Origin of the sequence: Hafnia sp. HMSC23F03 (assembly GCF_001816025.1) — a bacterium.
GTDB classification, from domain to species: domain Bacteria; phylum Pseudomonadota; class Gammaproteobacteria; order Enterobacterales; family Enterobacteriaceae; genus Hafnia; species Hafnia paralvei.
In genome coordinates this window covers 50475-72664 of record NZ_KV824197.1, presented here as the reverse complement: position 1 = coordinate 72664, position 22190 = coordinate 50475, and the positions used below count along the sequence as shown (strand labels likewise).

The 22190-nt window shown below is 50.2% G+C and carries 8 protein-coding genes; 1 reads left to right on the top strand and 7 read right to left on the bottom strand.

Annotated elements, in window-relative coordinates; genetic code table 11:
- Positions 1–133: 133 nt before the first annotated feature.
- The 7 genes from rcsB to cecR all read right to left on the bottom strand — a co-directional run bounded on the left by rcsB (position 134) and on the right by cecR (position 9336).
- Complete coding sequence (gene rcsB, locus HMPREF3091_RS03975) at positions 134–784, bottom strand: response regulator transcription factor RcsB (protein WP_004089576.1); 651 nt, start codon at positions 782–784, stop codon at positions 134–136.
- Positions 777–3482: a phosphotransferase RcsD gene (rcsD, locus tag HMPREF3091_RS03970; protein WP_070714368.1), complete on the bottom strand. Its 2706-nt coding sequence runs from the start codon at positions 3480–3482 to the stop codon at positions 777–779. Before rcsD ends, rcsB begins: the two co-directional genes overlap by 8 nt.
- 101 nt (positions 3483–3583) lie before the next feature.
- Positions 3584–4708 (bottom strand): ABC transporter permease, encoded by a 1125-nt coding sequence (locus tag HMPREF3091_RS03965; RefSeq protein ID WP_070714365.1) that lies wholly within the window; start codon positions 4706–4708, stop codon positions 3584–3586.
- 9 nt (positions 4709–4717) lie between these two features.
- Positions 4718–5863, bottom strand: coding sequence for an ABC transporter permease (locus tag HMPREF3091_RS03960; RefSeq protein WP_004089570.1), 1146 nt, complete (start codon positions 5861–5863; stop codon positions 4718–4720).
- Positions 5860–7596, bottom strand: a complete 1737-nt coding sequence (locus tag HMPREF3091_RS03955; protein ID WP_070714363.1) for an ATP-binding cassette domain-containing protein — start codon at positions 7594–7596, stop codon at positions 5860–5862. The genes HMPREF3091_RS03960 and HMPREF3091_RS03955 overlap by 4 nt, the downstream gene beginning before the upstream one ends.
- A gap of 11 nt (positions 7597–7607) precedes the next feature.
- Positions 7608–8606: a secretion protein HlyD gene (gene hlyD, locus HMPREF3091_RS03950; RefSeq protein WP_070714361.1), complete on the bottom strand. Its 999-nt coding sequence runs from the start codon at positions 8604–8606 to the stop codon at positions 7608–7610.
- Positions 8599–9336, bottom strand: a complete 738-nt coding sequence (cecR, locus tag HMPREF3091_RS03945) for a CerR family C-terminal domain-containing protein (RefSeq protein WP_004089567.1) — start codon at positions 9334–9336, stop codon at positions 8599–8601. Before cecR ends, hlyD begins: the two co-directional genes overlap by 8 nt.
- 495 nt (positions 9337–9831) lie before the next feature.
- On the opposite strand from cecR, the gene HMPREF3091_RS03940 reads away from it, so the two are divergent.
- Positions 9832–22065: an Ig-like domain-containing protein gene (locus HMPREF3091_RS03940; protein WP_070714359.1), complete on the top strand. Its 12234-nt coding sequence runs from the start codon at positions 9832–9834 to the stop codon at positions 22063–22065.
- Positions 22066–22190: the final 125 nt, after the last annotated feature.

The following is a 22190-nucleotide window of genomic DNA, read 5'->3' as shown; positions in this document are numbered from 1 at the left end:
CACGCGCTGGTGGTCTCTGCCCGTACGCCTTCATTGGTGTCTCAATGACGCTCGATATTGACTGGCGGGCGGAACCTTACACAGCCATAACATAAAACAAAGCCGTGCAAAAATGGCACCGGTGTATGCACCCTTACTCTTTATCCACCGACATAATATTCACGGAGGAGAGGTAGTTCAGCAGTGCGATATCGTTATCAACGCCTAATTTCAGCATTGCAGATTTCTTTTGGCTACTGATTGTTTTGATACTACGGTTTAGCTTTTTAGCGATTTCCGTTACCAAGAAACCTTCGGCAAACAGGCGCAATACTTCGCTTTCTTTTGGTGACAAACGTTTATCGCCATAGCCACTCGCGCTGATCTTCTCGAGCAGTTTAGACACGCTTTCTGGCGTGAATTTCTTCCCTTTTTGCAGCGCGGCTAAGGCTTTCGGCAAATCTGCCGGTGCGCCCTGTTTAAGAACGATACCTTCAATGTCTAATTCGAGAACGGCGCTCAAAATAGCAGGGTTATTGTTCATCGTCAGAACAATAATCGACAAATGAGGGAAGTGGCGCTTGATATATTTAATCAAGGTAATGCCATCGCCGTATTTGTCGCCCGGCATGGAAAGATCGGTGATCAGTACATTCGCATCCAGCTTAGATAAGCTATTGATGAGTGCCGTTGAGTCTTCAAATTCCCCGACAACGTTAACCCATTCGATTTGTTCAAGTGACTTCCGAATACCGAATAGGACAATTGGATGGTCATCAGCAATAATTACATTTAGGTTATTCATGTTGTTGGCTACCTAGTAGAAGCAGTCGGCTGACAAAAGTATCAATCTGACTGATCAAAATCTTTATATTTGTTACGTCGCTTTCTTTTATGGCGTGCTCTAACTGTTCACATAACGTTTTGCCGGTAGGAATGTTAAGCATGGCAAAAACGCCTTTTAGGCGATGTGCAGTTAGTGAAAGCGGGGATAAATCACTCTGTTCCGCTTCAGTATACAGTTTCTGTACATCTTCCGGTACTGTTTCCACAAACAGGGAAAAGTAATCCTTTGATTTAAAAGGAGTGCTATCAGATGCTGGATCTTCATTTTCGGCATAATCCGTATCGATTGGCGATTCTGTGACCGCTATTTGCTGTTCAATAAGTAGCAGAATGGCATCAATTAACGGCTCTGTTAGGTTGAAATTTGCCTTAATGCGATGTGGTGCATACTCTTCAAAGCCATCGATGTCTGACACTAGAAGCAGCGTGTAGTCTTCAGCATTTTCGGGAGAATCGGTGAGCGTGATGTCATATTCTTCATTGGCATCCCGACCGTCTGCAATAATCGATGCAGCACCGAACGCCGCGAGTTTATGTGTAATCAGGCTGCGGATTTCATCGGACGTAATTTGCAGATATGCCGTAATTCCATCGAGTAATTTTTCGGACTCTTCTTCCTGCTTTTCGACGGGATGCATAATGCAGTTGAAGTTGTATCTGGTGCCAATGTCATCTTTGCTTTGGATATCCAGCCTGCCACTCATTCGTTTGCACAACTGACCACAAAGATAATAGGTCATGCCTGAGCCTTTAGCGAAACGGTCGCTCTGCGGCTCGCCTAAATTAGGGTAGCGGAGACCATAAATTTCCTTGTTCGATACGCCAGTCCCTGTATCACTGAGTTCAAAATAAAGATGGTCTGGTGACTCAGGTTTCTGCGTGACTTTTAGCGTGATCTTGCCGTACACCGTGGTAATAATTGAATAGTGCAACAGCATGGAAAGTACTTGTTCTAATGATCGTATGTCACCGATGAATTCTCTTTCTGGCTCGATATCGGTGTGATTGATCAATGTTAAGCCTTTGCGGCGGATTTCCGGCAGGCTACGTTTGAGTAGTTCATCAATACGCTTGTTAAGGTTGAACGTTTCAGTGACCGGACGCCAATCACGGTTTTCTATTTCAGTAAGCAGCGTGATTTCATTAATTAAAACCTGCGCGTGGCGAGCTTCTGCCCACAGTAAATCCAGTACACGCGGGTCATCTTTATTATTTTGGATATCCGTGACCAGCTTCTGAATATTGCTCAGGGGATCGTTAAGCTCACGGCTAAGATTGCTGGTCATTATTTTGCGTGCGGTCAGATTTTTTTCATATTCACTCTGAGCCTGTTTCAGCTTTTTGCTGACCATCATCTCTTTATCCAAATCGCGCATCAGGAATAGGGCAGATTTAATATTCTGCTGGCTACGCACCATTTGAATTTCATACATTTCATTATTGACCGTCGCCTGAATCCGCCCCTGATGTTCCTGCGCCATGCTGGCAATTTTACTCAGGCTGAGGTGCGGTAGCAGGTGATCGGCAATCTTATTGCTGGCGACCACAGCATCGGTGTCAAAGCGATAAATCAGCAGCCCGATCGGTAGATGAGTAATGATCTCCTGATTCATCTCTTGCTGGGCGCTCAGCTGCGCCGCCATGCGTTTACCTGGACGGATATATTGATGACGCACAAAATAAAAGCCGATAAATGACAGCGCTAACACCAGCAGATTGATTAAGAGCAGCCAGAAATTATTTCTCAGCATATCTACAATCAGGGTCGTGGCTGGAACATTGAAATCCACCTTCAGCGGCGTGTTATACAACGGAGCGCTAATTGTCAGCCATGGCCATCTCAGCGTGGTATACGCCGGAGGAAGGTCTTCACGAGACATCATCTCCGATAGCGAATCTGGATTTTCTGTAATTTGGAAGCGTTGTACCGGTAAATCACGAGGCAGAATATCGCCGACGGGCAGGTCGAAAGCGACAACGGTGGCCAAATGTCCCGGATTATTGAACGTGGTACGTAAGGTAAAATAGTAAGAATTTAGGAAGCGAAATTTGCGCAGCCCAGAGAATCCTTCGCGTTCATCCAATGAGTTAGATTGTTGTAGCATTTCGGCTTTTCGCGACTCGACCACGTTGCCGAGATACCCCTCTTTATAGCGCGCGGAGAGATCTTTCATCGGCATGGTCGAGATCAGAATCAGGCTATTATCTTGCCCATTCAGGTAATACATCGAATAAGTTTCTGTCTCTGCGCCCCATAGGATGTCGAGATAGTTCGACATGCGCATCGCGAGATCGCTGGTCGTTACGTCGTGTAGGCCGAAAATTAAAGCGTCAGTCTTATGACGGCTCTTCTCCAGCAGATAGATATCGGGGCGTAAACGGATTTCATTGACCGGAGAAGGGAGCTGCACCGAATTGCTGGCAGAAAGATTGTCATAGATTTGGTAGGTCACAAAGCGATAGGTTTCGATGCGCTTTTGTAGCTGGTCGGCCACCGCTGACAGCATGGTTTGTTTGCTGTTGATATATGCATTGACATAGTTATAGCCATACAACAAGTTTGCTAGAACCAGTAGACAAATAAACAACGCATAGCTGCGGGTAATCCCTGAAAGTGAAGCATCGTTGCTTTTAGACGGTTCCTTCGGACTTAACATAGTGCTGATATGACCCTACCTAGACAAATTCTGTGTCGCAGTATAGCAATAGTGTCGTGAACTGACATGAGTTGCTTATGGTTTCGGATATATACCTGTTTTCACGCAATCTTGCGCCTAAACATGGCATAAGCAGCGCTGCCCGTGGTGAGCGTGATCACCAACAGCGGCCATAAACTGTGCCAGATAATATCGAAGCTAACATCCTTTAAATAGAGCTCTTTGGTGATATCGGTGAAGTGGCGGATGGGATTCACCCACGTCAGGTTTTGCAGCCACACGGGCATATTTTCCACCGGTGATACATACCCTGACAGTAAAATCGCGGGCATCATAAAGACAAATACGCCGATAAACGCCTGCTGTTGGGTTGAACAGAGCGATGAAATCAGTAGCCCAAAACCCACTAATGAAAGCCCATAGATCAGCATCGTAAAGTAAAACAGCAGCAGCGATCCAGCAAATGGGATCTGATAAGCAAAGATCCCAATCAATAGCACGATAGTGGCTTGGAACGTGGCGACTATCAGTGCGGGAATCGCCTTGCCGACAAAGATCTGCCAAGTATTAAGCGGTGAAACCAGCAGCTGCTCCAGCGTCCCTTGTTCACGCTCGCGCGCAACCGAAAGGGAAGTGACGATCAGCACGCCGATAGTGGTAATCATGGCAATCAAAGATGGCACCACAAACCATTTGTAATCTAGATTCGGGTTGTACCAGTTGCGTACTACCAACTCGGAGTTTTTCTGGGCCAAATCTTGTGACTGAGCAGGCTGACCACTGACCAATTCTTGCTGATAATCACGCACGATTTGTTGCACGTAGTTCGCGGCAATTTGGGCGCTGTTCGAGCTACGTCCATCCAGTATTAACTGCAACGGTGCCTGATGGCCTGACAGGATATCGCGAGAGAAATTGGCTGGAAAACGGATCAGCAGCAGCGCCTGACGGTTATCAATCGTAGGCGCAATTTCTTGCGGGCTGTGTAGTAATAAAACGTGTGAAAATGCCTTCGCCTTGGCAAAACGCTGTGTGAGTTCGACAGAGGATTGACCGCTGTCTTCGCTGTAAATCGCGATGCTGGCGTTAGTCACTTCCAGCGTCGCGGCAAAAGGAAACAGGACGACCTGTAGAATTACCGGCATGATCAAGATGGCGCGAGTCTGTGGATCGCGCAGTAGCGATTGAAGTTCTTTAACGATCAGAGTCCACAATCTATAGAACATAACACATCCTTAATCCAGACGACGCTTGGTTTTCCATGCGGTAAGCCCGATAAATACCACCGCGGAAATAATCAAAAACAGCAGGTTAACCAGCAGAACGCTGCCGATATTCCCGGCTAAAAATAGCGTTTGTAAGGTACTGACAAAGTAGCGTGCGGGGATAACATAAGTCACCGCTTGAACAATGGCGGGCATGCTGTCGATTTCAAAGATAAAGCCAGAAAGCATGACCGCGGGTAAGAAGCCCGCATTCAGCGCAACCATTGCGGCATTGAACTGGTTACGAGTAATGGTTGAAATCAACAACCCCATTCCCAGCGTGCTTGCCAGAAACAGACTGGTCATCACGAACAATATCGCCAGCGAACCTCGATAGGGCACGCCCATCACGAATACCGCCACCAGCATGCACAGCGTCATAGCGAGCAGACCCAATATGTAATAGGGCAAGAGCTTAGAGAGCAGCAGTTCGGTACGCGTTACCTGCGTAGACAGCAGCGCTTCCATGGTACCGCGCTCCCATTCTCGGGCAATGACCAGCGAGGTTAGAATCGCACCGATTACTGTCATGATAATGGTGATGGCGCCGGGAATAATAAAATGTTGACTGATCGCGGCAGGGTTAAACCAATAGCGCAGCTGTACGTTGATTAATGGCTTAAATTCACCACCGTTATCAACAGCGCGCTGCTGTAACCAGATTTGCCAGATACCTTCGGCATAGCCTTGCACAAAGTTCGCTGTATTAGGCTCACTGCCGTCGGTAATAACCTGGATAGGGGCTTTTCCCTCTGGGCGAGCCAATTGAGCGGAGAAATCGACGGGGATCACGATCAGACCACGAATTTTCCCAGCCTGAAGTTTTTTGATGAGCCCCTGACGATCGTCGCTCACCGTGGCGGCGATATAGGGAGAGCCAATAAAGGTGTTAGCCAAGTCGCGGGCGTCTTCGGATTGCTGTTCCATTAAGATGCCGACATGCAGTTTGCTGGAGTCCAGATTGATACCATAGCCAAAAATGAACAGCAGCATCAGCGGAATGACCACGGCAATTAACGCGCTGCTCGGATCACGCAGGATCTGTGCGGTTTCCTTGCGGCATAACGCGCGCAGCCGACGCCAGGAAAAATGGATATTGTTGGCACTTTCACTCATGACATTTGCTCCTTATCGTATCCCTGAACCAGCTCAATGAAAGCCTGTTCCATGGTCGGGTTTGGATTGTCATCGTTGGCGACGCTGTGCTTCAGCTGATCTGGCGATCCTGCGGCGATAATTTTGCCGCGATAGACAAGCCCGATGCGATCGCAATATTCCGCTTCATCCATAAAGTGCGTAGTGACCATAACGGTAACGCCTTTATCAACCATACCGTTAATGTGCAGCCAAAATTCTCGGCGGGTGAGGGGATCGACGCCGGAGGTCGGCTCATCCAGAAAAAGGATGTCGGGTTCATGCATCAGCGAACAGGCTAACGCTAGCCGTTGTTTGAAACCGAGCGGCAGAGAATCTGGGGTTTGGTCTAAAATCGGTGTGAAGTTAAAGGCATTGATCATGCCGTTAATTTTGTCTTTCTGCTGCTTGCCTTTCAGCCCGTATACGCCGGAGAAAAACTTCAGATTTTGTGCCACCGTCAGATTGCCATAGAGCGAAAACTTCTGCGCCATATAGCCCAAATGCTGACGTGCTTGGCCAGAATCGGTTTTCAGATCCAGTCCCAACACCAACGCTTTGCCGCTGGTTGGCTTGAGCAGGGCACACATCATTTTGAAGGTGGTGGATTTACCTGCGCCATTGGGCCCTAAAAGACCGAATATTTCGCCGCGTTTGACCTGAAAATCAACGTGGTCAGTAGCGGCAAAATCACCAAATTTTTTGGTTAGCTGCTGCGCTTCAATAACGGTTTCAGCGGGATCGACTTTGACCTGCGGCATAATTTTCGCCAGCTCAGATTCATGGTCTGGCCCACCGCCGAGTAAATCGATGAAGGCATCTTCAAAACGCGGCTCGGCTTCAAGCAACTCGGCTTCAGGCTGTTCGAGCGCTTGTAACAAAGCAGAGTGATCGGCGTTTTCCTTCAGAATCAAGCGCAGGTATTTACCTTGGATGACACCGTCACTGACCGATGGGAGGCAGATAGCACGTTGCAGCAATTTGCGGTGTGAGATGCCTTTAGCGCGCAGTAAAATAGTGCGACCCGCCATGCGTTGGGTTAATTCTTGTGGGGCGCCGCTGTAAAGCAGTTTGCCTTCGTTCATCAGCAGAACTTCACGGCACTGCTCGGCTTCATCGAGATAGGAGGTGCTCCATAGGATCAGCATTCCTTCGTCTGCCAGCTCGTGCACCATGCGCCAGAGTTCGCGGCGAGAAATAGGATCGACACCGACGCCGGGTTCATCCAGCAGCAGAACTTTGGGCTCGCCGACTAAGGTACAGGCTAAGCCAAGTTTCTGCTTCATTCCGCCGGATAGCTTACCGGCCAACCGTTCGGTAAAACGGGTTAAATCCGTAAACTTCAGCAGTTTTTCGAAGGTTTTTTGCCGCTCCTCACCGATTACGCCGCGCAGATCGGCATACAGCGTAAGGTTTTCGATAACGGTGAGATCTTCATATAGGCCAAACTTTTGCGGCATATAGCCCAAAATAGCGTGCAATTCGCTGTCTTGGGCAATCGGATCCAAACCGACTACCTCTATTTTGCCGGTGCTTGGTTTCAGAAGGCCAGCCAGCATACGAATGAGCGTGGTTTTCCCTGCACCGTCCGGCCCGACGAGCCCCATTACGGCACCGCTTGCGATGCGCGTAGTCAGACTGGCGACCGCCGGTTGTGCCATGCCCGCAAAACGCTTTTCTACGCCGTCGAGCACGATTTTGTGTTGCGTACTCATGGTTGCATTCCTTAGCGTGTTGCGCCGTCGTCGTTGAAGCGCAATGTGACAGGCATTCCTTGACGTAGACTGTCATCGGCATCGGTTACGATAACGCGCAGGCGATAAACCAAATCGGTGCGTAATTCCGGTGTTTCGACGCTTTTCGGGGTGAATTCTGCGGTTGGCGAAACAAAACCGATTTTGCCGTGGTAGGGCTTATCTGGACGACCGTCGGTATAAATCTGTATTTCCGTTCCTGGTATGGCTTTGCTGAGATTCTCTTCACTGACATACGCGCGGATCCACACCGGACGGGTTAACGATACGCTGAATACCGTGCTGCCTGAGGCCAACATGGTGCCGGGTTCTACCGCACGAGTCAGAATGGTGCCATCCGAGGGGGCAAACAGTTGAGTATCTTTCAGGTTAAGTTCAGCCTGAGCCGCCGCAGCCTGAGCCTGAGCCAAGCTCGCCTGTGCCTGTTCAATTTCCTGCGGGCGGTTACCTGTTTCATATTGAGACAGCTTATCTTTGGCCGCCTGCAAATTGGCTAATGCCTGATTGCGTGCGGTTTTGGCATCTTCCAAATCGTTAGCCGAGGTGGCTTTACTTGCCCACAAGCCTTGCTGACGTTTCAGATAACTGTCGGCGTAGCTAAAGGCCGCCTGTTGCTGTGCAACGGCAGCGCGAGCCTGAGCAATCTCTTCGGTACGATAGCCTGCTAGCAATAAATCTAGCTGAGCTTGGGCTGCCGCGACGTTGGCTTTAGCTTCGTTTAGCGAATTGATGAAGGGGGCATCATCAAGTTTTCCCAACAACATTCCCCGGGTCACGGTGTCGCCTTCATCCACGTCCAGCGAAGCGAGACGCCCCCCGACGCGAAAGCCTAAGTTTACGGTGCGAATATCCACATTACCGTAAAGCGTCAACCCCCGATCTTCATGGCTGCGGTAGTAGTAAAAACCACCGAGCGCGAGTGCAACAATAACCAGTACGGCAACGATCCCAATAAGCTTTTTGTTATTCATCACTATTTCCATACGTAGTCGACTGCATCTGACCGTGAGGTGAATAAGTCATACGCAGTCCGTTCAGTAATAACTCGATATGTTGTTGTAATACCTGATTAATTAAATCGGCCTGTTCGGGGCCAATCGACGCCCAACCGGCCTGAATCCGTATCGTTTCGCGCGCCATGCGAAAAGCCAACACTTCGCCTAATAAGGCATGTGTATGCAGGGTGGTAATGCTGCTTTCAGGGGGCAAACCGCTGTAACCCGCAACCAGTTTTGTCATTAGCTGATGCAAAGGGGCAATACATTGTTGATGGATCAGCGGGTAGGCTGCGGTGGGAGCCAACTGTTCGCGGGACATTATCTGGCTGAGATGCAGCGTTTCGGGCTGCGTCATCAGATGACAGAAAATGCTCAGGCCGCGACGAATAAAGGCTAAGTATTCGCTTGGCGCGGGAGCCTTCTGCGCAAGAAACAGCGAGCACTCCTGCTGTAATGGGGCAAACGCTCGGCTGATAAAATCGCTAATCCAGCGGGCAACCGCCAGATATAGCCCCTCTTTAGATTGAAAGTAGTAGGTAATAGCCGCGATGTTTTGCCCTGCTTTTAAGGCAATATCGCGCGTGGTCGCCCCCTCCAGCCCACGTTCGCCGAAGAGAACAATGGCGGAATCTATCAGCGCTTGTTTTGCTTGCTCGCCGCGGGATGTGGTCGGCGTATTTAAAGGTTGGTCAGATGATTTCATCGCCACTAATAAAGTTAATCATATGATTGATTAACTTTAGGCGTTAAAGATCCGGCTGTAAAGGTCGATAATAAATAATTAGAAATTATGATTAGTCTCATTAATGATAGATCTAATGAATGAATAAATTTACTAACCATTAACATTCCTCTCTTTTGTCATTGCTTTTTTCGTAACTACTTATCTTGTTGAATTTAATATGAATGATGTTTTATTTATGAATTCATCGTTGCATGCTGCGAAAAAAAAACGTCAATTCCATACCGTATAGTTAAATTTATGTAAATTACTGATTGCCTAATTATCAATCGTTGTTTATATATTTCTAGGTAAGGGAATTTATTCTAAAAAGTATCAACACGTTTCTACTCTTTGTTTTTAGTTTTTTAACTAGGCCAGTGATTTTTACGGAACAGCTGAAACGCTGTTCTGCGGTTCAGTTTGCGCAGCTTTTAAGCGCGCTTTATAGACAGCAAAGCGATTGAAGGGGCGGTTATGGCACAGTCAAATTCAGTATCTGGCGCATTAGAGAATTCTGGAAACGTTGATATTGTTGCGCGTTCTAACGGCAAGCAAATAACTCAGTACGCGCATGCGCAAGGTAACCGAGTGGTTACCCTAACCGAATCCAGCGTGGTTAGAATCCACGGTGATTCTGCCATGGTTGCCAGCTATGAACGTCAGGGGAACGATCTCATTGTTCATATGAAAGATGGCTCTACCATGCGCTACCAGCGCTTCTTCTTTATTGATGAACACGGTGAACACAGCGAATTAGTTTTCGACGATGGCAAAACGACACACCATGCCATTTTCCCGTTTGCAGATATGGCCGGTTCTTCGACCGCACAAGCCGTGATCCCGACTTATCAAACGTTGGGTGACGGGATCACAACATTAGTTGGGCATGAAGGTATCTCTGCCGGTGTGATTGGCGGGGTTCTCGGGGCATTAGCCATCGGCGGTGGTATAGCACTGGCTGCTGGTGGAGGGGGCGGAGGACATGGCGACAGCAACTCAGGAGATGGAAGCGGAAATGGAAATGGTGGCAATGGCAATGGCAATGGTGGAGGCAATGGAAACGGCAACGGCGGCAATGGTAATGGCGGCGGGAATGGTGGTGGAACAACAAACCCAACCTTAAAACTGAATGCTTTTGCTGGCGACAATATCCTCAATCACAATGAAAGTTTGGCCAGCCAGATACTGAGCGGTAGCACCGCAGCCTCGAATGCTGGACGAACCATCACGATCACAATGGGTGGAAAAACCTACACCGGCATAGTGGGTAAAGATGGGAATTGGAGTATCAATATTCCTACCGCTGATTTACAGGCGTTACCGCAGGGTAACCTAAATATCAGTGCCACTATCACCAATAGCGCTGGGCATAGCACAACGACGAATCTGGTGGTGAATGTCAAAACGACGCTGCCTGATTTAACCCTGAATGCCTTTGCCGGCGATAATATCCTCAGCAAGCTAGAAAGCGCGTTAACACAGCATTTGAGTGGAAAGACGAGTGCAGATAACGCGGGGCAAAAGGTCACGCTTACGCTGAACGGAAAAACCTACACGGGAATTGTGGGCGCAGATGGCACCTGGAGCATCGGTGTTATTAGCGGCGATCTTCAGCATTTGCCTCAAGGATTAATTAATTTATCTGTCTCTATAACAGATAAATACGGCAATACCAGCACAAAGACCGACCAGATTGATGTGAAAACCACATCGCCGTTGATTAGCGTTGCGCAATTTGCGGGAGATGATGTCCTAAACAGCGCTGAGGCGAAAACGGCTCAAGTGCTGAGCGGAACCACGTTAAACGTCGAGGCCGGACGCGTTGTTACGATCAAGCTCGACAGCGGTAAAACCTATCTGGCGGTTGTTCAATCTGATGGTTCTTGGAAAGCAACTATCCCAGAGAGTGATTTAAGTTCGTTATCCGTTGGTAACCATAGTTTTACCGTCAGCGTCAGCGATCTGGCGAATCAAACCGCAAACAGTACCCATAGCTTTAAAGCTTCAGGTGACAGCTCATCTATCGCAATTTCAATTGTCTCCAGTGACGATTATCTCAGCGCTAATGAAGCGCTACTGCCGTTGGCTATCAATGGTACCACCGTGGGTGTGAGTGCCGGTGCACATGTCACCGTGTTGCTCAACGGTAAAACTTATGGTGCGACGGTGGGTGTGGCTGGCCACTGGACGGTCAGTGTTCCGGCTGCCGATCTTGCTGGGTTGGCCGATGGACCGATTAAGATCACTGCGTCAGTGAAGGATTCTCAGGGGAATACGGTTTCTAATCAGCATACGCTCAACGTATTGACGCATGATTTGCCTGCGCCAACGATTGACACCCCGTTCACCGACGGAATTTTGAATTTACAAGAATCTGGCAAGGTTCAAACCTTAACAGGAACGTCAGGCATTCATGGCGCGCAAACCGTTACCGTCACGTTGGGCGGGAAAGTCTATAGCGCGGTGGTTGATGCTCAGGGTCATTGGAGCGTATCGGTTCCGGTAAATGATTTACATAATTTCGCTGATGGACCGTTGGCATATCAGGTTTCTGCCACTGATGCGGCCGGCAATAATGGCAAGATAAACGGTAGCGTTAGCGTTGATACAACGGCTCCATTGCTGTCTATCGCTGTTTTTGCTGGTGACGATGTGCTTAATGCCACTGAACAGAAAAATGTGCAAACCGTGTCGGGAACGGCGTCCGCTACCGAGCAGGGTAAACTCGTTGATGTGCAGATTAACGGTAAGCACTACAGTGCAACAGTGGGGTCCGATGGGCGCTGGAGCGTTAATGTTCCGGCTGCTGACCTAGCGCCGCTCACGAATGGTAATCACTCGATTACTGCGACATTGACGGACGCAGCAGGAAATAGCACTACCACCAGCCATAACTTTGTGGTGAAAAACCTTCAGCCAACGGTCACGGTTTCCACCTTTGCTGGCGATGGTACGCTGGATAACAGCGAAGCTAAAACCGATCAGATACTTAAAGGCACAACCACCAACGCCGAAACCGGCAGCACGATCACCGTGACGCTCAACGGACAAACCTACACCACGCATGTGCTTTCCAACGGCTCGTGGAGCTTGAAGATCCCTTCCGCCGATCTGGAAAAATTACCTGATGGCATTGCTAACGGTAGTGTCAGCGTTACGGACTTGGCGGGACAAACCGTTAACGGCAAATTCAGCTTCACCGTTGATACAGATACAACTCACGGCAGCATTGCGATTGCGATTATCGCAGGCGATGACTACCTCAGCGTTGCCGAGAGCAACGGAGCACTCAACATTCACGGCACCACGACCAACGTGAGTACTGGCAGCGCCGTTACCGTTAAGCTGAATGGCAAAAACTATACCGCCACGGTGGATGCTAATGGCAATTGGCAAACCTCAGTGAGCAGCGTTGATTTGAAAGCGCTGAAAGACGGCGTAGCCACCGTGACTGCGACCGTAACGGACAAGGACGGTCATTCGGTAAGCGCAACGCACGATCTCAATGTGTTCACCCATACTTTGCCGAACCCGACCATCAATGTGCCATTTGGTGATGGCGTGCTTAACGCCACCGAAGCACAGAGCGCACAGACGATTACCGGGAAAACGGGGATTGCAGGCGCAGGGCAAACCATAACCCTGAACTTAAATGGCCATGATTACACCGGCAGCGTTGATGCCAATGGTAACTGGAAAGTCGTGGTGCCACAGGCCGACGTGCAGATGCTGCAAAATGGTAATCAGGTTATCAAGGTGACAGCGGGTGATATTGCGGGTAATCAGGTTAGTGGCTCTCTCTCTGCATCAGTAGATACTGTCGCACCTGTACTGACGGTGAACCCTTTCAGTGGCGATAATCGCCTGAATATTCAGGAAGCTACGCAGGCACAAACGCTGTCGGGTACCGCAGTGGGAGCCGAAGTGGGTCAAAAAGTCAGTATTACTCTGAATGGTAAATCGTATACCGCGACGGTAGATGCTAGCGGCAACTGGACCACCTCCATTCCTTCTGCAGATTTGAAAGCTCTGAGCAATGGGGATACCACCATCAGCGTGAGCGTGACCGATAAAGCGGGGAACGGTGCGAGTCTGCAACAAACCATTTCGATTGATTCCGATCCTAACTATGCGCCGTTGCTAAGCGTTAACGTTTTTGCAGGTAACGACGTGCTGGATGGTACTGAACGTCAGAATCTACAGACGGTAACCGGTAAAGCCGTGAACGTCGAGGCTGGACAGGTTGTTACGGTGACCATTGGCGGTAGCAGCTATACCGGTACGGTGAACGCGGGTGGCAATTGGTCGGTGAACATTCCGGCGGGTGCATTAAGCGGTTTGAACAACGGCAGTTACACGCTCGACGTTAAAGTCAGCGATCTGAGCGGCAATAGCGCGCAGGCCAGCCATGGCTTCACAGTGAATACGTCTGCTAGCGCGTTAACCGTATCACCGCTCACCGGTGACAATCTGGTTAACTCAGCCGAAGTGGCTTCGGGGCTGGTGGTGAACGGAACCTCCGTTAATATTCCGGTTGGGGGGACGGTAGAAATTACCCTTAACGGCAAGACATATACCACCACCATTCAGGCGGGAGGGGCATGGAGCTTTACTGTGCCAACGTTAGATGCCAAAGCCATTCCGGATGGCACCGCTACGGTGACGGTGGCGGCGGTGGACAGCGCTGGAAACCCCGTATCCTCAAGCCAGAACTTTGGCATTATTACTCATAACTCTCCGAACCCGACCTTAAATACGCCGTTTGGTGATGGCTATTTGAATGCGGCGGAGGCTGGAAGTAATCAGCAACTGAGCGGGACGACCGGAGTGGCTGGGGTTGGGCAGCAGGTGACCGTCAACTTTGGCGGTAAAAATTATACTGCGACGGTTGATGCACAGGGCAACTGGACGGTGAATATTCCAAGCGGTGATTTCACCAGCCTAAAGGATGGGACTCAGGCCATCACCGTGACGGCAACCGATGCGGTGGGCAACAGTAATAACGCAAACGGTAGTGCGCAGATCGATAAAACACTGCCAGTATTAACCATCAATCCAATCACCGGCGACAACGTGATTAACGCTGCGGAAGCGCATAGTCCTCTGGTGATTTCAGGGACCGCGCCCGTTAGTGATAGTGGCGATACTGTGATTCTCAAAGTGGTGGTTAATGGCGCAACCTATACGGCCAATGTGAATCCTGACGGTACGTGGAGCCTCACATTGCCTGCGGGTGCGCTAAACGGCATCAGTGATGGCAATATTTTGTTCAATGCTTCGTTAATCGATGCCGCAGGTAATACCGGCACCGTTAATCAAGTGGTTAAATTGGATGCTTCTGCGGCGAATCAACCGACTATCCATATTGGCACTATTTCGGGCGATGATTATATTAATGCCGTCGAGATTAATGCTCCGCTAACGATCTCAGGTACGTCCACTCACGTTGAAGCCAACCAAATCGTGACCATTACGCTGAACGGTAAAACCTATACCACCAGCGTCAATGCAGACGGAAGTTGGAGTTATGATGTGCCTCTCGCCGACGTCAAACTGTTGCCAGATGGCATTGATGGCATCAACGTCTCGGTCAGCGACACCAGCGGTAACCCTGCAACGGACTCCCACAATGTCACGGTGATTGCACAGCCTGCCGATTTGCCGACGATTCATGTGAACACCGTGGCCGGTGATAACGTGATTAACGCTAAAGAAGCACAAAGTGACCTGCAAATTACCGGTACTACAACCCACGTCACCAATGGACAAACCGTTACCGTTACGTTGGGCGGCAAAACCTACATCGGCAGCGTAGACGCCAATGGGTTGTGGAGCGTTACGGTTCCGGCTGCTGACGTGCAGAACCTTGGTCAAGGCTCACAAAACATCGTTGCCAGCGTGAACGATGTAGCGAAAAACCCCGCCAGCGATACGCATAGCGTGCAAGTGGATACCCAGGCTCCGCTCCTAAGTATCGATCTCTTTGTTACTGACAATATTCTGAACTACGCGGAAGCGCTGGTTTCGCAGATATTGAGTGGTAAAACAGATCCAGGCCAAACGGTCAGCGTCACCATCAATAAAAATACTGTTCAGGTTATTGCCGATGGCAATGGTATATGGAAACTAACGGTTTCGGCTGGCGACTTACAGGCTCTGCCGGATGGAACCAACACGATTACCGTTACGGCCACCGATAGCGCTGGCAATACGACGAGCAAAGATTTGTCTCTGAATGTGGGAACACATCTCCTACCGACACTCACACTGGATACGCCGTTTACCGACGGAATTCTCAGCATCGCCGAATCGGCTGCGGGCGGGGTGTTAACTGGCGCCTCTTCGCATTTGCTTGAAGGCACGCAGATCACAATAACCATCGGTAGCGGCAGTAACAGCGTGCAGCTCATCGGTAGTGTAGGAGCCAATGGCAACTGGTCGATTCCGGTGAGTGGACATGCCTTAGACATATTAGCTGACGGCAAAGCAGCCATTAGCGTCACGGCTACCGATACCTTTGGTAACGTAGGGAGCACCACGGGACAACTGGATGTGTTGACACATTTCGAGCCAACGGCGGTGTTAACGCTTCCACTGTTTGGTGACAATATACTCAATAACGCTGAAGCATTGCTGGGGCAGACATTAACAGGTAACTCAGGTTTGCTTGGCGCAGGACAAACGGTCTATATCACCCTTGATGGTACTCGATATTCGGGGGCGGTAGATGCGAACGGTAATTGGACGGTACAGCTTCCATCTAACGTGCTTGGCGCGTTGAACGATAGTACTGGTCATACCCTGAGCGTGACATTGGCAGATCGTGCGGGAAATAGTGATACGAGTACGGTTGCAAATTTCACCTCTCATGTGACGTTGCCAGTGCCCACATTGGATGTGCCATTTGGTGATGGGATCTTAAACTTTGTCGATTCGCAGACGGCAACTAGCCTGCATGGTTTGTCAGGATTAAATACCAATGTCGGCGTGAGTGTTATCGTTAACGTCAACGGAACGCCGATCTCAGCCACGGTGAACGCAGACGGAAGCTGGACGCTACCGCTGGATGTGGCGACCTTACAATCGCTGCCGGATGGTACTTGGGTACTATCAGTGACAGTAACCGATTCTGCGGGGAACGTGGTGACCTCGGCGACGCAAAACGCTGAGATTCTGACTCATACATTACCCGCACCGACGATTAACCTACCGTTTGGTGATGGCTTGCTGAGCATTGCGGAGACAGGCTTGCCGCAAACCCTCACGGGTAGCACCGGCATTATTGGTGCAGGGCAGATTGTCAAAGTGACCATCGGTACTGAAACGTTGACCGCCACAGTAACGGACAATGGCAAGTGGACGTTGGTGGTGCAGCCAGACGCTCTGGCAACGGTTATCGATGGCCCAGGAAAGATTCATGTTGAGGTGACCGATCACGCGGGTAATTCCAAATCGGTTGACGGCGATTTTACCGCTAGTTTGGTGGCACCAAATCCAACCATTGGCACGCTATTCAATGATGGTTTCCTGAATATTGGTGAGGCTAACGACACGATAGTATTGACGGGGAAAACAGGCTCTTCTGGTCCGAACCAAGCCGTTAAACTAAGCATTGATATTGATGGTGTCACCTATACTGGCTCTGTTGATGACAGCGGCAACTGGACAATTTCGCTACCACCCAAAGCGTTGGTTAACATTGGCAATGGTGAACATGAGATTACGCTCACCGCGCAGGATGCCGCGGGTAACTCAACCACGATCACACCAGCGCCAACGTTTATTGCTTATCTGACGCCGCCAACCGTGACGCTGGATACCCCGTTTGGTGACGGAGCCTTAAACATTAGCGATAGTGCTAGTGTGCAAACCCTACATGGCTTATTAACGCTCAATAATTCTCCAATCGCCAAGTCTCACGTTACGGTCACGATTAACAACCATGACTTTACTGCAACCATAAGCGCAGACGGCACGTCATGGTCGTTAGACTTGCAGCCAAGTGATATGACGACGTTGAATTTGGGCAGCGACGTACAAAACATTAAGGTTTCCGTTACAGATGAGGGGGAAAATACCAATTCTTCGACCGGGCAAGCGCTTATCGCGCTGACTCCGCCGACGATTACGGTGGATACCAACTTTATTTCTGATGGTGTGATTGATTACGCCGATCTTCATACTGCGCAAACTATTAGCGGAGGATCTACAGGGTTGTCAGTAGGGCAATCTATCACTATCAACATCGGCGGTCGCCCATTTACCACAACGGTAAACGGTGATGGTTCTTGGAACTATACGCTGAAAATCACCGATTTAGTGGATATCCCAAATGGTTCTTTAGTCGTTACCGCCACTGATGCTGCAGGTAATTCAGCAACATCACCATCAACCAGCTACATCGTTGATCCGCTGTCATCGGTACCGGGGATAACGATTGATCCAATTAGCGTAGATAATCTGCTTGGAAGCAACGATTTGACGTCAGGAATCGTCACTGTCAGTGGTCATTCCACGGGCTTAGCCCCTTTGAGTACGATTGTGGTTACGATTAGCGGTTTACCGCCTTATACGTCACCACCTTTAGTGGTTGCGGCGGATGGAACATGGCAAGTGAGCGTTCCAAGCACGGTATTCTCTGAAGGCTCACATACTATTACGGCCATAGGCGGATTGCCGTTACCTCAAACCGCAAACTTGGATGTTAACGTTGATCTCACGGCTCCAACCCTGACCATCAATGCGTTTGCTGGCAATGACATCCTGAATGCCGCAGAAGCCGCAGTGCCTCAGACATTAAGCGGTACGGCAAGTGCAGCAGATATTGGTCAAAACGTACAGATAACCCTCAACAGCAAAACCTACAGCGCTAGCGTCGTGAGCGATGGTGCGGGCGGAGCAAAATGGTCGGTGGTTATTCCGGTCGCGGATATGGCCGCTTTGGGGCAAAGCAGTCCAACGATTGTCGCGACGCTGACGGATAAAGCGGGCAATAGCGTTGAGGTTGATCGCCCGATTCAGGTAGATACTACCATTCCGCTAGTTAGTGTTAATCCAATCAGCATTGGCAGCTTACTCAATACCATCAATATTGGTGCTGGGATGCTTCTAAATGGATCGTCTGAACCTAATAGCAATATCACCATTAAACTGGGGCCGCTAACTGAAACGGTCCAAACGGATAATGCAGGTAAATGGTCGCTTACCATTCCTACACTGGACTTACAAACTCTCGTCGATGGCCCACAGGTGATTAGCGTCACCAGCACCGATAGCGCGGGGAACGTTAGCGTTCCGGTGAACGTGGGCTTGAATGTGGCATTAAATCCGGGGCTTGGTGACACGGTTAATACATTGATTGGCGGCAACGGCGTGCTGAACCTAGCAGAGTCATTACTGACGCAAACGCTATCAGGAACGGCCAGCGGCAATTATACCGGTGCCAAAGTTACGGCCACAATATTAGGGCAGGATTTCACGGCGACCGTGGGGAACAACGGTAAGTGGAGTATTAACATTGATCCTAGCCTATGGCTGCTGGCTAGTGGGAAAACCTTGGATTTCGATCTGGTGCTCACGGACGTCAATGGCAATATTGTTCATACGCCAGTGCATGTTGATTTGGCGCTGACCGACTTACCGATTATTCAAAACGTAGTCGCGATAGGCGATGGTTTCCTGAATAAACTGGAAAGCACGGCGAATAACGTGGTTACCGGCACGCTCGGCAATATGGTGGCGGGCACCACGGTTGATGTGCAACTGGGGATTAATACTTTCCATGCGACGGTGAACAGCAATGGAACGTGGAGCGCCAGTATTCCGCAAAATGTTTTAGCCGGTCTGCAAGACGGTTCGGTGAAAGTGGTGATCACGGCAACCGATCCGTCGGGCAACGTGGTGACCAGTAATACAAATCTGAACGTGATTACCCATAACCTACCAACGTTGGTGCTGGATCCGCTCTTTGGCGACGGCGTACTGTCATTAACCGAAGCGCTGGTAGGAGGATTGTCGATAGGCGGTTCAACCAGCGGTATGGTAGGGCAAACGCTGCAGGTGCTGATTGGGGGTTCTCAGGTTGCCACTGCGCTAGTGGGTGCCGACGGTAAATGGAGCATTGCGGTTACCCCTCAGATACTCGGTATTTTGGAAGGCATCGTCGGCGGTAACGTCACGGTTGAGGTGAAAGGTAGCGACATTGCGGGTAACCCTGTAGACCAAAGTGTTGGACTCAAACTTGATCTCACCGCGCCGGTATTAAACAACATCTCTCTGTTTGGCGATGGTTTGCTGAACGCGGTGGATGCGACGGCCAACCAATTGATTACAGGTACGGCGACCGGTGCGCCACTGGGTTCAACCGTTAGCGTACTGGTGGGGGGCAAAACTTTCACCGGTGTGACCTTGGCGGATGGAAGCTTTAGCATCACGCTCACGCCGGCCAATTTGTCTCAATTGCCAGATGGTAGCTTAACCGCAACGGTGACCGTCACTACGCCGACCGGTAATACCTCATCGGCGACGGCGGGCGTTAAAGTCGGTTTGACGAATCTGCCGAGTATTGCTCTTAACGCTCTGTTTGGTGGAGATGGCTACCTTAATCACGTTGAGTCGCTGGTGAATCAGACTATCAGCGGCAAAGTGACCAATATGACCTCGGGTTCTGTCAATATTAACGTCGGTGGAACGCTGCTGACGGCGACCATCAACGCCGATGGCACCTGGAGTCAGGTCATTAACAGCAGCGTATTGAGCAATCTACCCGATGGAAAACTCAACATTAGCGTGAGTGTGACGGACTCGGTTGGCAATGTTGTTACCCAGCCATCGATCCTGACGACGCTAACCCATGCTCTCCCATCGATTTCTATCGGCAGCCTGTTTGGTGATGGTGCGTTGAATGTCGGTGACTTGCTATCGGCTCAGGTGATAAGTGGAACATCTGTGAATCTGGCGGGGGGATCATTAAGCCTAACGCTAGGCGGGAAAGCGTACAGCATACCGGTAGATAACAACGGTGCATGGAGTCTTTCCGTTCCACCGTTAGACCTGAAAGCACTGCTGGATGGCAATCTCACAGTGAGCGTTACGGCGAAAGATGTGGCCGGTAACCCTGCCAGCGCCAGCGGCCTACTTTCGGTTATCACGCATGCGTTACCGACGCTGACCATTGGCAGCATTTTTGGCGACGGCGGTTTGAATATTGGCGATTTAGCCAGCGCTCAAGTGATCAGCGGAACCAGTACCAATGCACAAGGTTCTCAGCTTACCGTGACGCTAGGCGGTAAGTCCTATCTCACAACGGTAGGGAGTGATGGTTCATGGAGCATTAGTGTTCCTAAAACGGATTTGTCACTGCTTGGCGATGGCAATCTCGGCGTCAATGTCTCGTTGACTAACCCAATTGGCAATACGGTGAGCACCGGTGGTTCACTCAACGTGATTACCCATTTACCAACCGTGGGGATTGCGAGTGGGCTATTTGGCAGCGATGGCGTGTTGAATATCGCTGAATCAGGTGTTTCACAACTGCTGAGCGGTACGGTGAGTAGCGCATTACCGGGCGCGAAAGTGGTGGTGACGTTAGGTGCCGTAGACTATCAGGCCACGGTGAATGCTAACGGTACTTGGTCGTTAAACCTCAGCCCTACGCTGCTTAAAACCCTCACCGACGGCAATTTGCATATTGGCGTTAAAGTTACCGACGTGGTGGGCAATACCAACAGCACCGGCGTGGATGTCGGCGTCAAACTCACCCAACCTGTTTTAACGATGGCGGCTCTCGCTCTGCCATCGCTGACCGATCTGTTGTTCGGCGGAAAATTGCTGGTGATAAAAGGGACGGCGGGCAATCTGAAGCAAGGGGACAACGTCCATGTTTCATTGCTGAATGACACGCTCGCGGCAGATGCCAAAGTCGATGGGCAAGGAAATTGGTCGGCATCGCTCACGCTGACGTTGGATTTGCTGAACCTATTACTGCTCAACAAGGTCGTTAACCTGAGTGCTCAGGATTATGCCGGCAACGGCGTTAGCGTCAACGTGGGACTCGATGGCCATATTATTGATATCACCCCAACGTCCGCACCAGCGCCGATGATGATGACAATGAGTCTGGATGATGTTGATACCAGCCAATCCAGTACTCAGGATCATCTGTCTCAATCGCTGTCTAGCACGACTGGCGATGACTCCGTCACCACACCGTCCTCCGGCACTTTCACCATCGGCGGCGTCACCATTGATCTGGCTGATGGGACGCACAACAGCGGTGCTTCGGTCACCGGCAGTACGGCGAGCGACACCGTGCACGTTACCGATCTTGGCTTCACTCATATTGACGGCGGTTCAGGCACCGACACATTGGTGCTGAACGGCAGCAACATGAATCTGGATTTAACGTCACTGGGGCTGAAGGTCGAGCACATTGAGATTTTCGACCTAGGCAAAGCGGGCAATAACACCATCACTTTAGATCTTAAGGAGGCGCTCAAGGTGACGGACAAACCGGAAGACGACCTACTGATTAAAGGCAGCGTCGGCGACCGGGTCAATCTGGTGCATGGGCAAGGTGATATTTGGGATGTCAGCGGCCAGCGCGAAGTCAATGGCGTGACCTATGACGTTTACCATAACTCATCAACCGGCAACAGCACGTTGGGAGACGTCCTGATCCAACAGGGTCTGCACGTGAATTTGATGTAGATGGGCGAGGCAATGTGCAGCCTGAGTTCACGCATGGGTTTTAGTTTAAGCCTAGGCCGTTAGAGCAGCGCCAACAGGATGTTGGCGTGGGGAAAGATGCCACAGGGATGTGGCATGCCGACCCG

Coding starts and splice junctions, on each gene's coding strand:
- rcsB (WP_004089576.1), bottom strand. CDS start 784: ATGAATAACCTAAATGTAATTATTGCTGATGACCATCCAATTGTCCTA.
- rcsD (WP_070714368.1), bottom strand. CDS start 3,482: ATGTTAAGTCCGAAGGAACCGTCTAAAAGCAACGATGCTTCACTTTCA.
- HMPREF3091_RS03965 (WP_070714365.1), bottom strand. CDS start 4,708: ATGTTCTATAGATTGTGGACTCTGATCGTTAAAGAACTTCAATCGCTA.
- HMPREF3091_RS03960 (WP_004089570.1), bottom strand. CDS start 5,863: ATGAGTGAAAGTGCCAACAATATCCATTTTTCCTGGCGTCGGCTGCGC.
- HMPREF3091_RS03955 (WP_070714363.1), bottom strand. CDS start 7,596: ATGAGTACGCAACACAAAATCGTGCTCGACGGCGTAGAAAAGCGTTTT.
- hlyD (WP_070714361.1), bottom strand. CDS start 8,606: ATGAATAACAAAAAGCTTATTGGGATCGTTGCCGTACTGGTTATTGTT.
- cecR (WP_004089567.1), bottom strand. CDS start 9,336: ATGAAATCATCTGACCAACCTTTAAATACGCCGACCACATCCCGCGGC.
- HMPREF3091_RS03940 (WP_070714359.1), top strand. CDS start 9,832: ATGGCACAGTCAAATTCAGTATCTGGCGCATTAGAGAATTCTGGAAAC.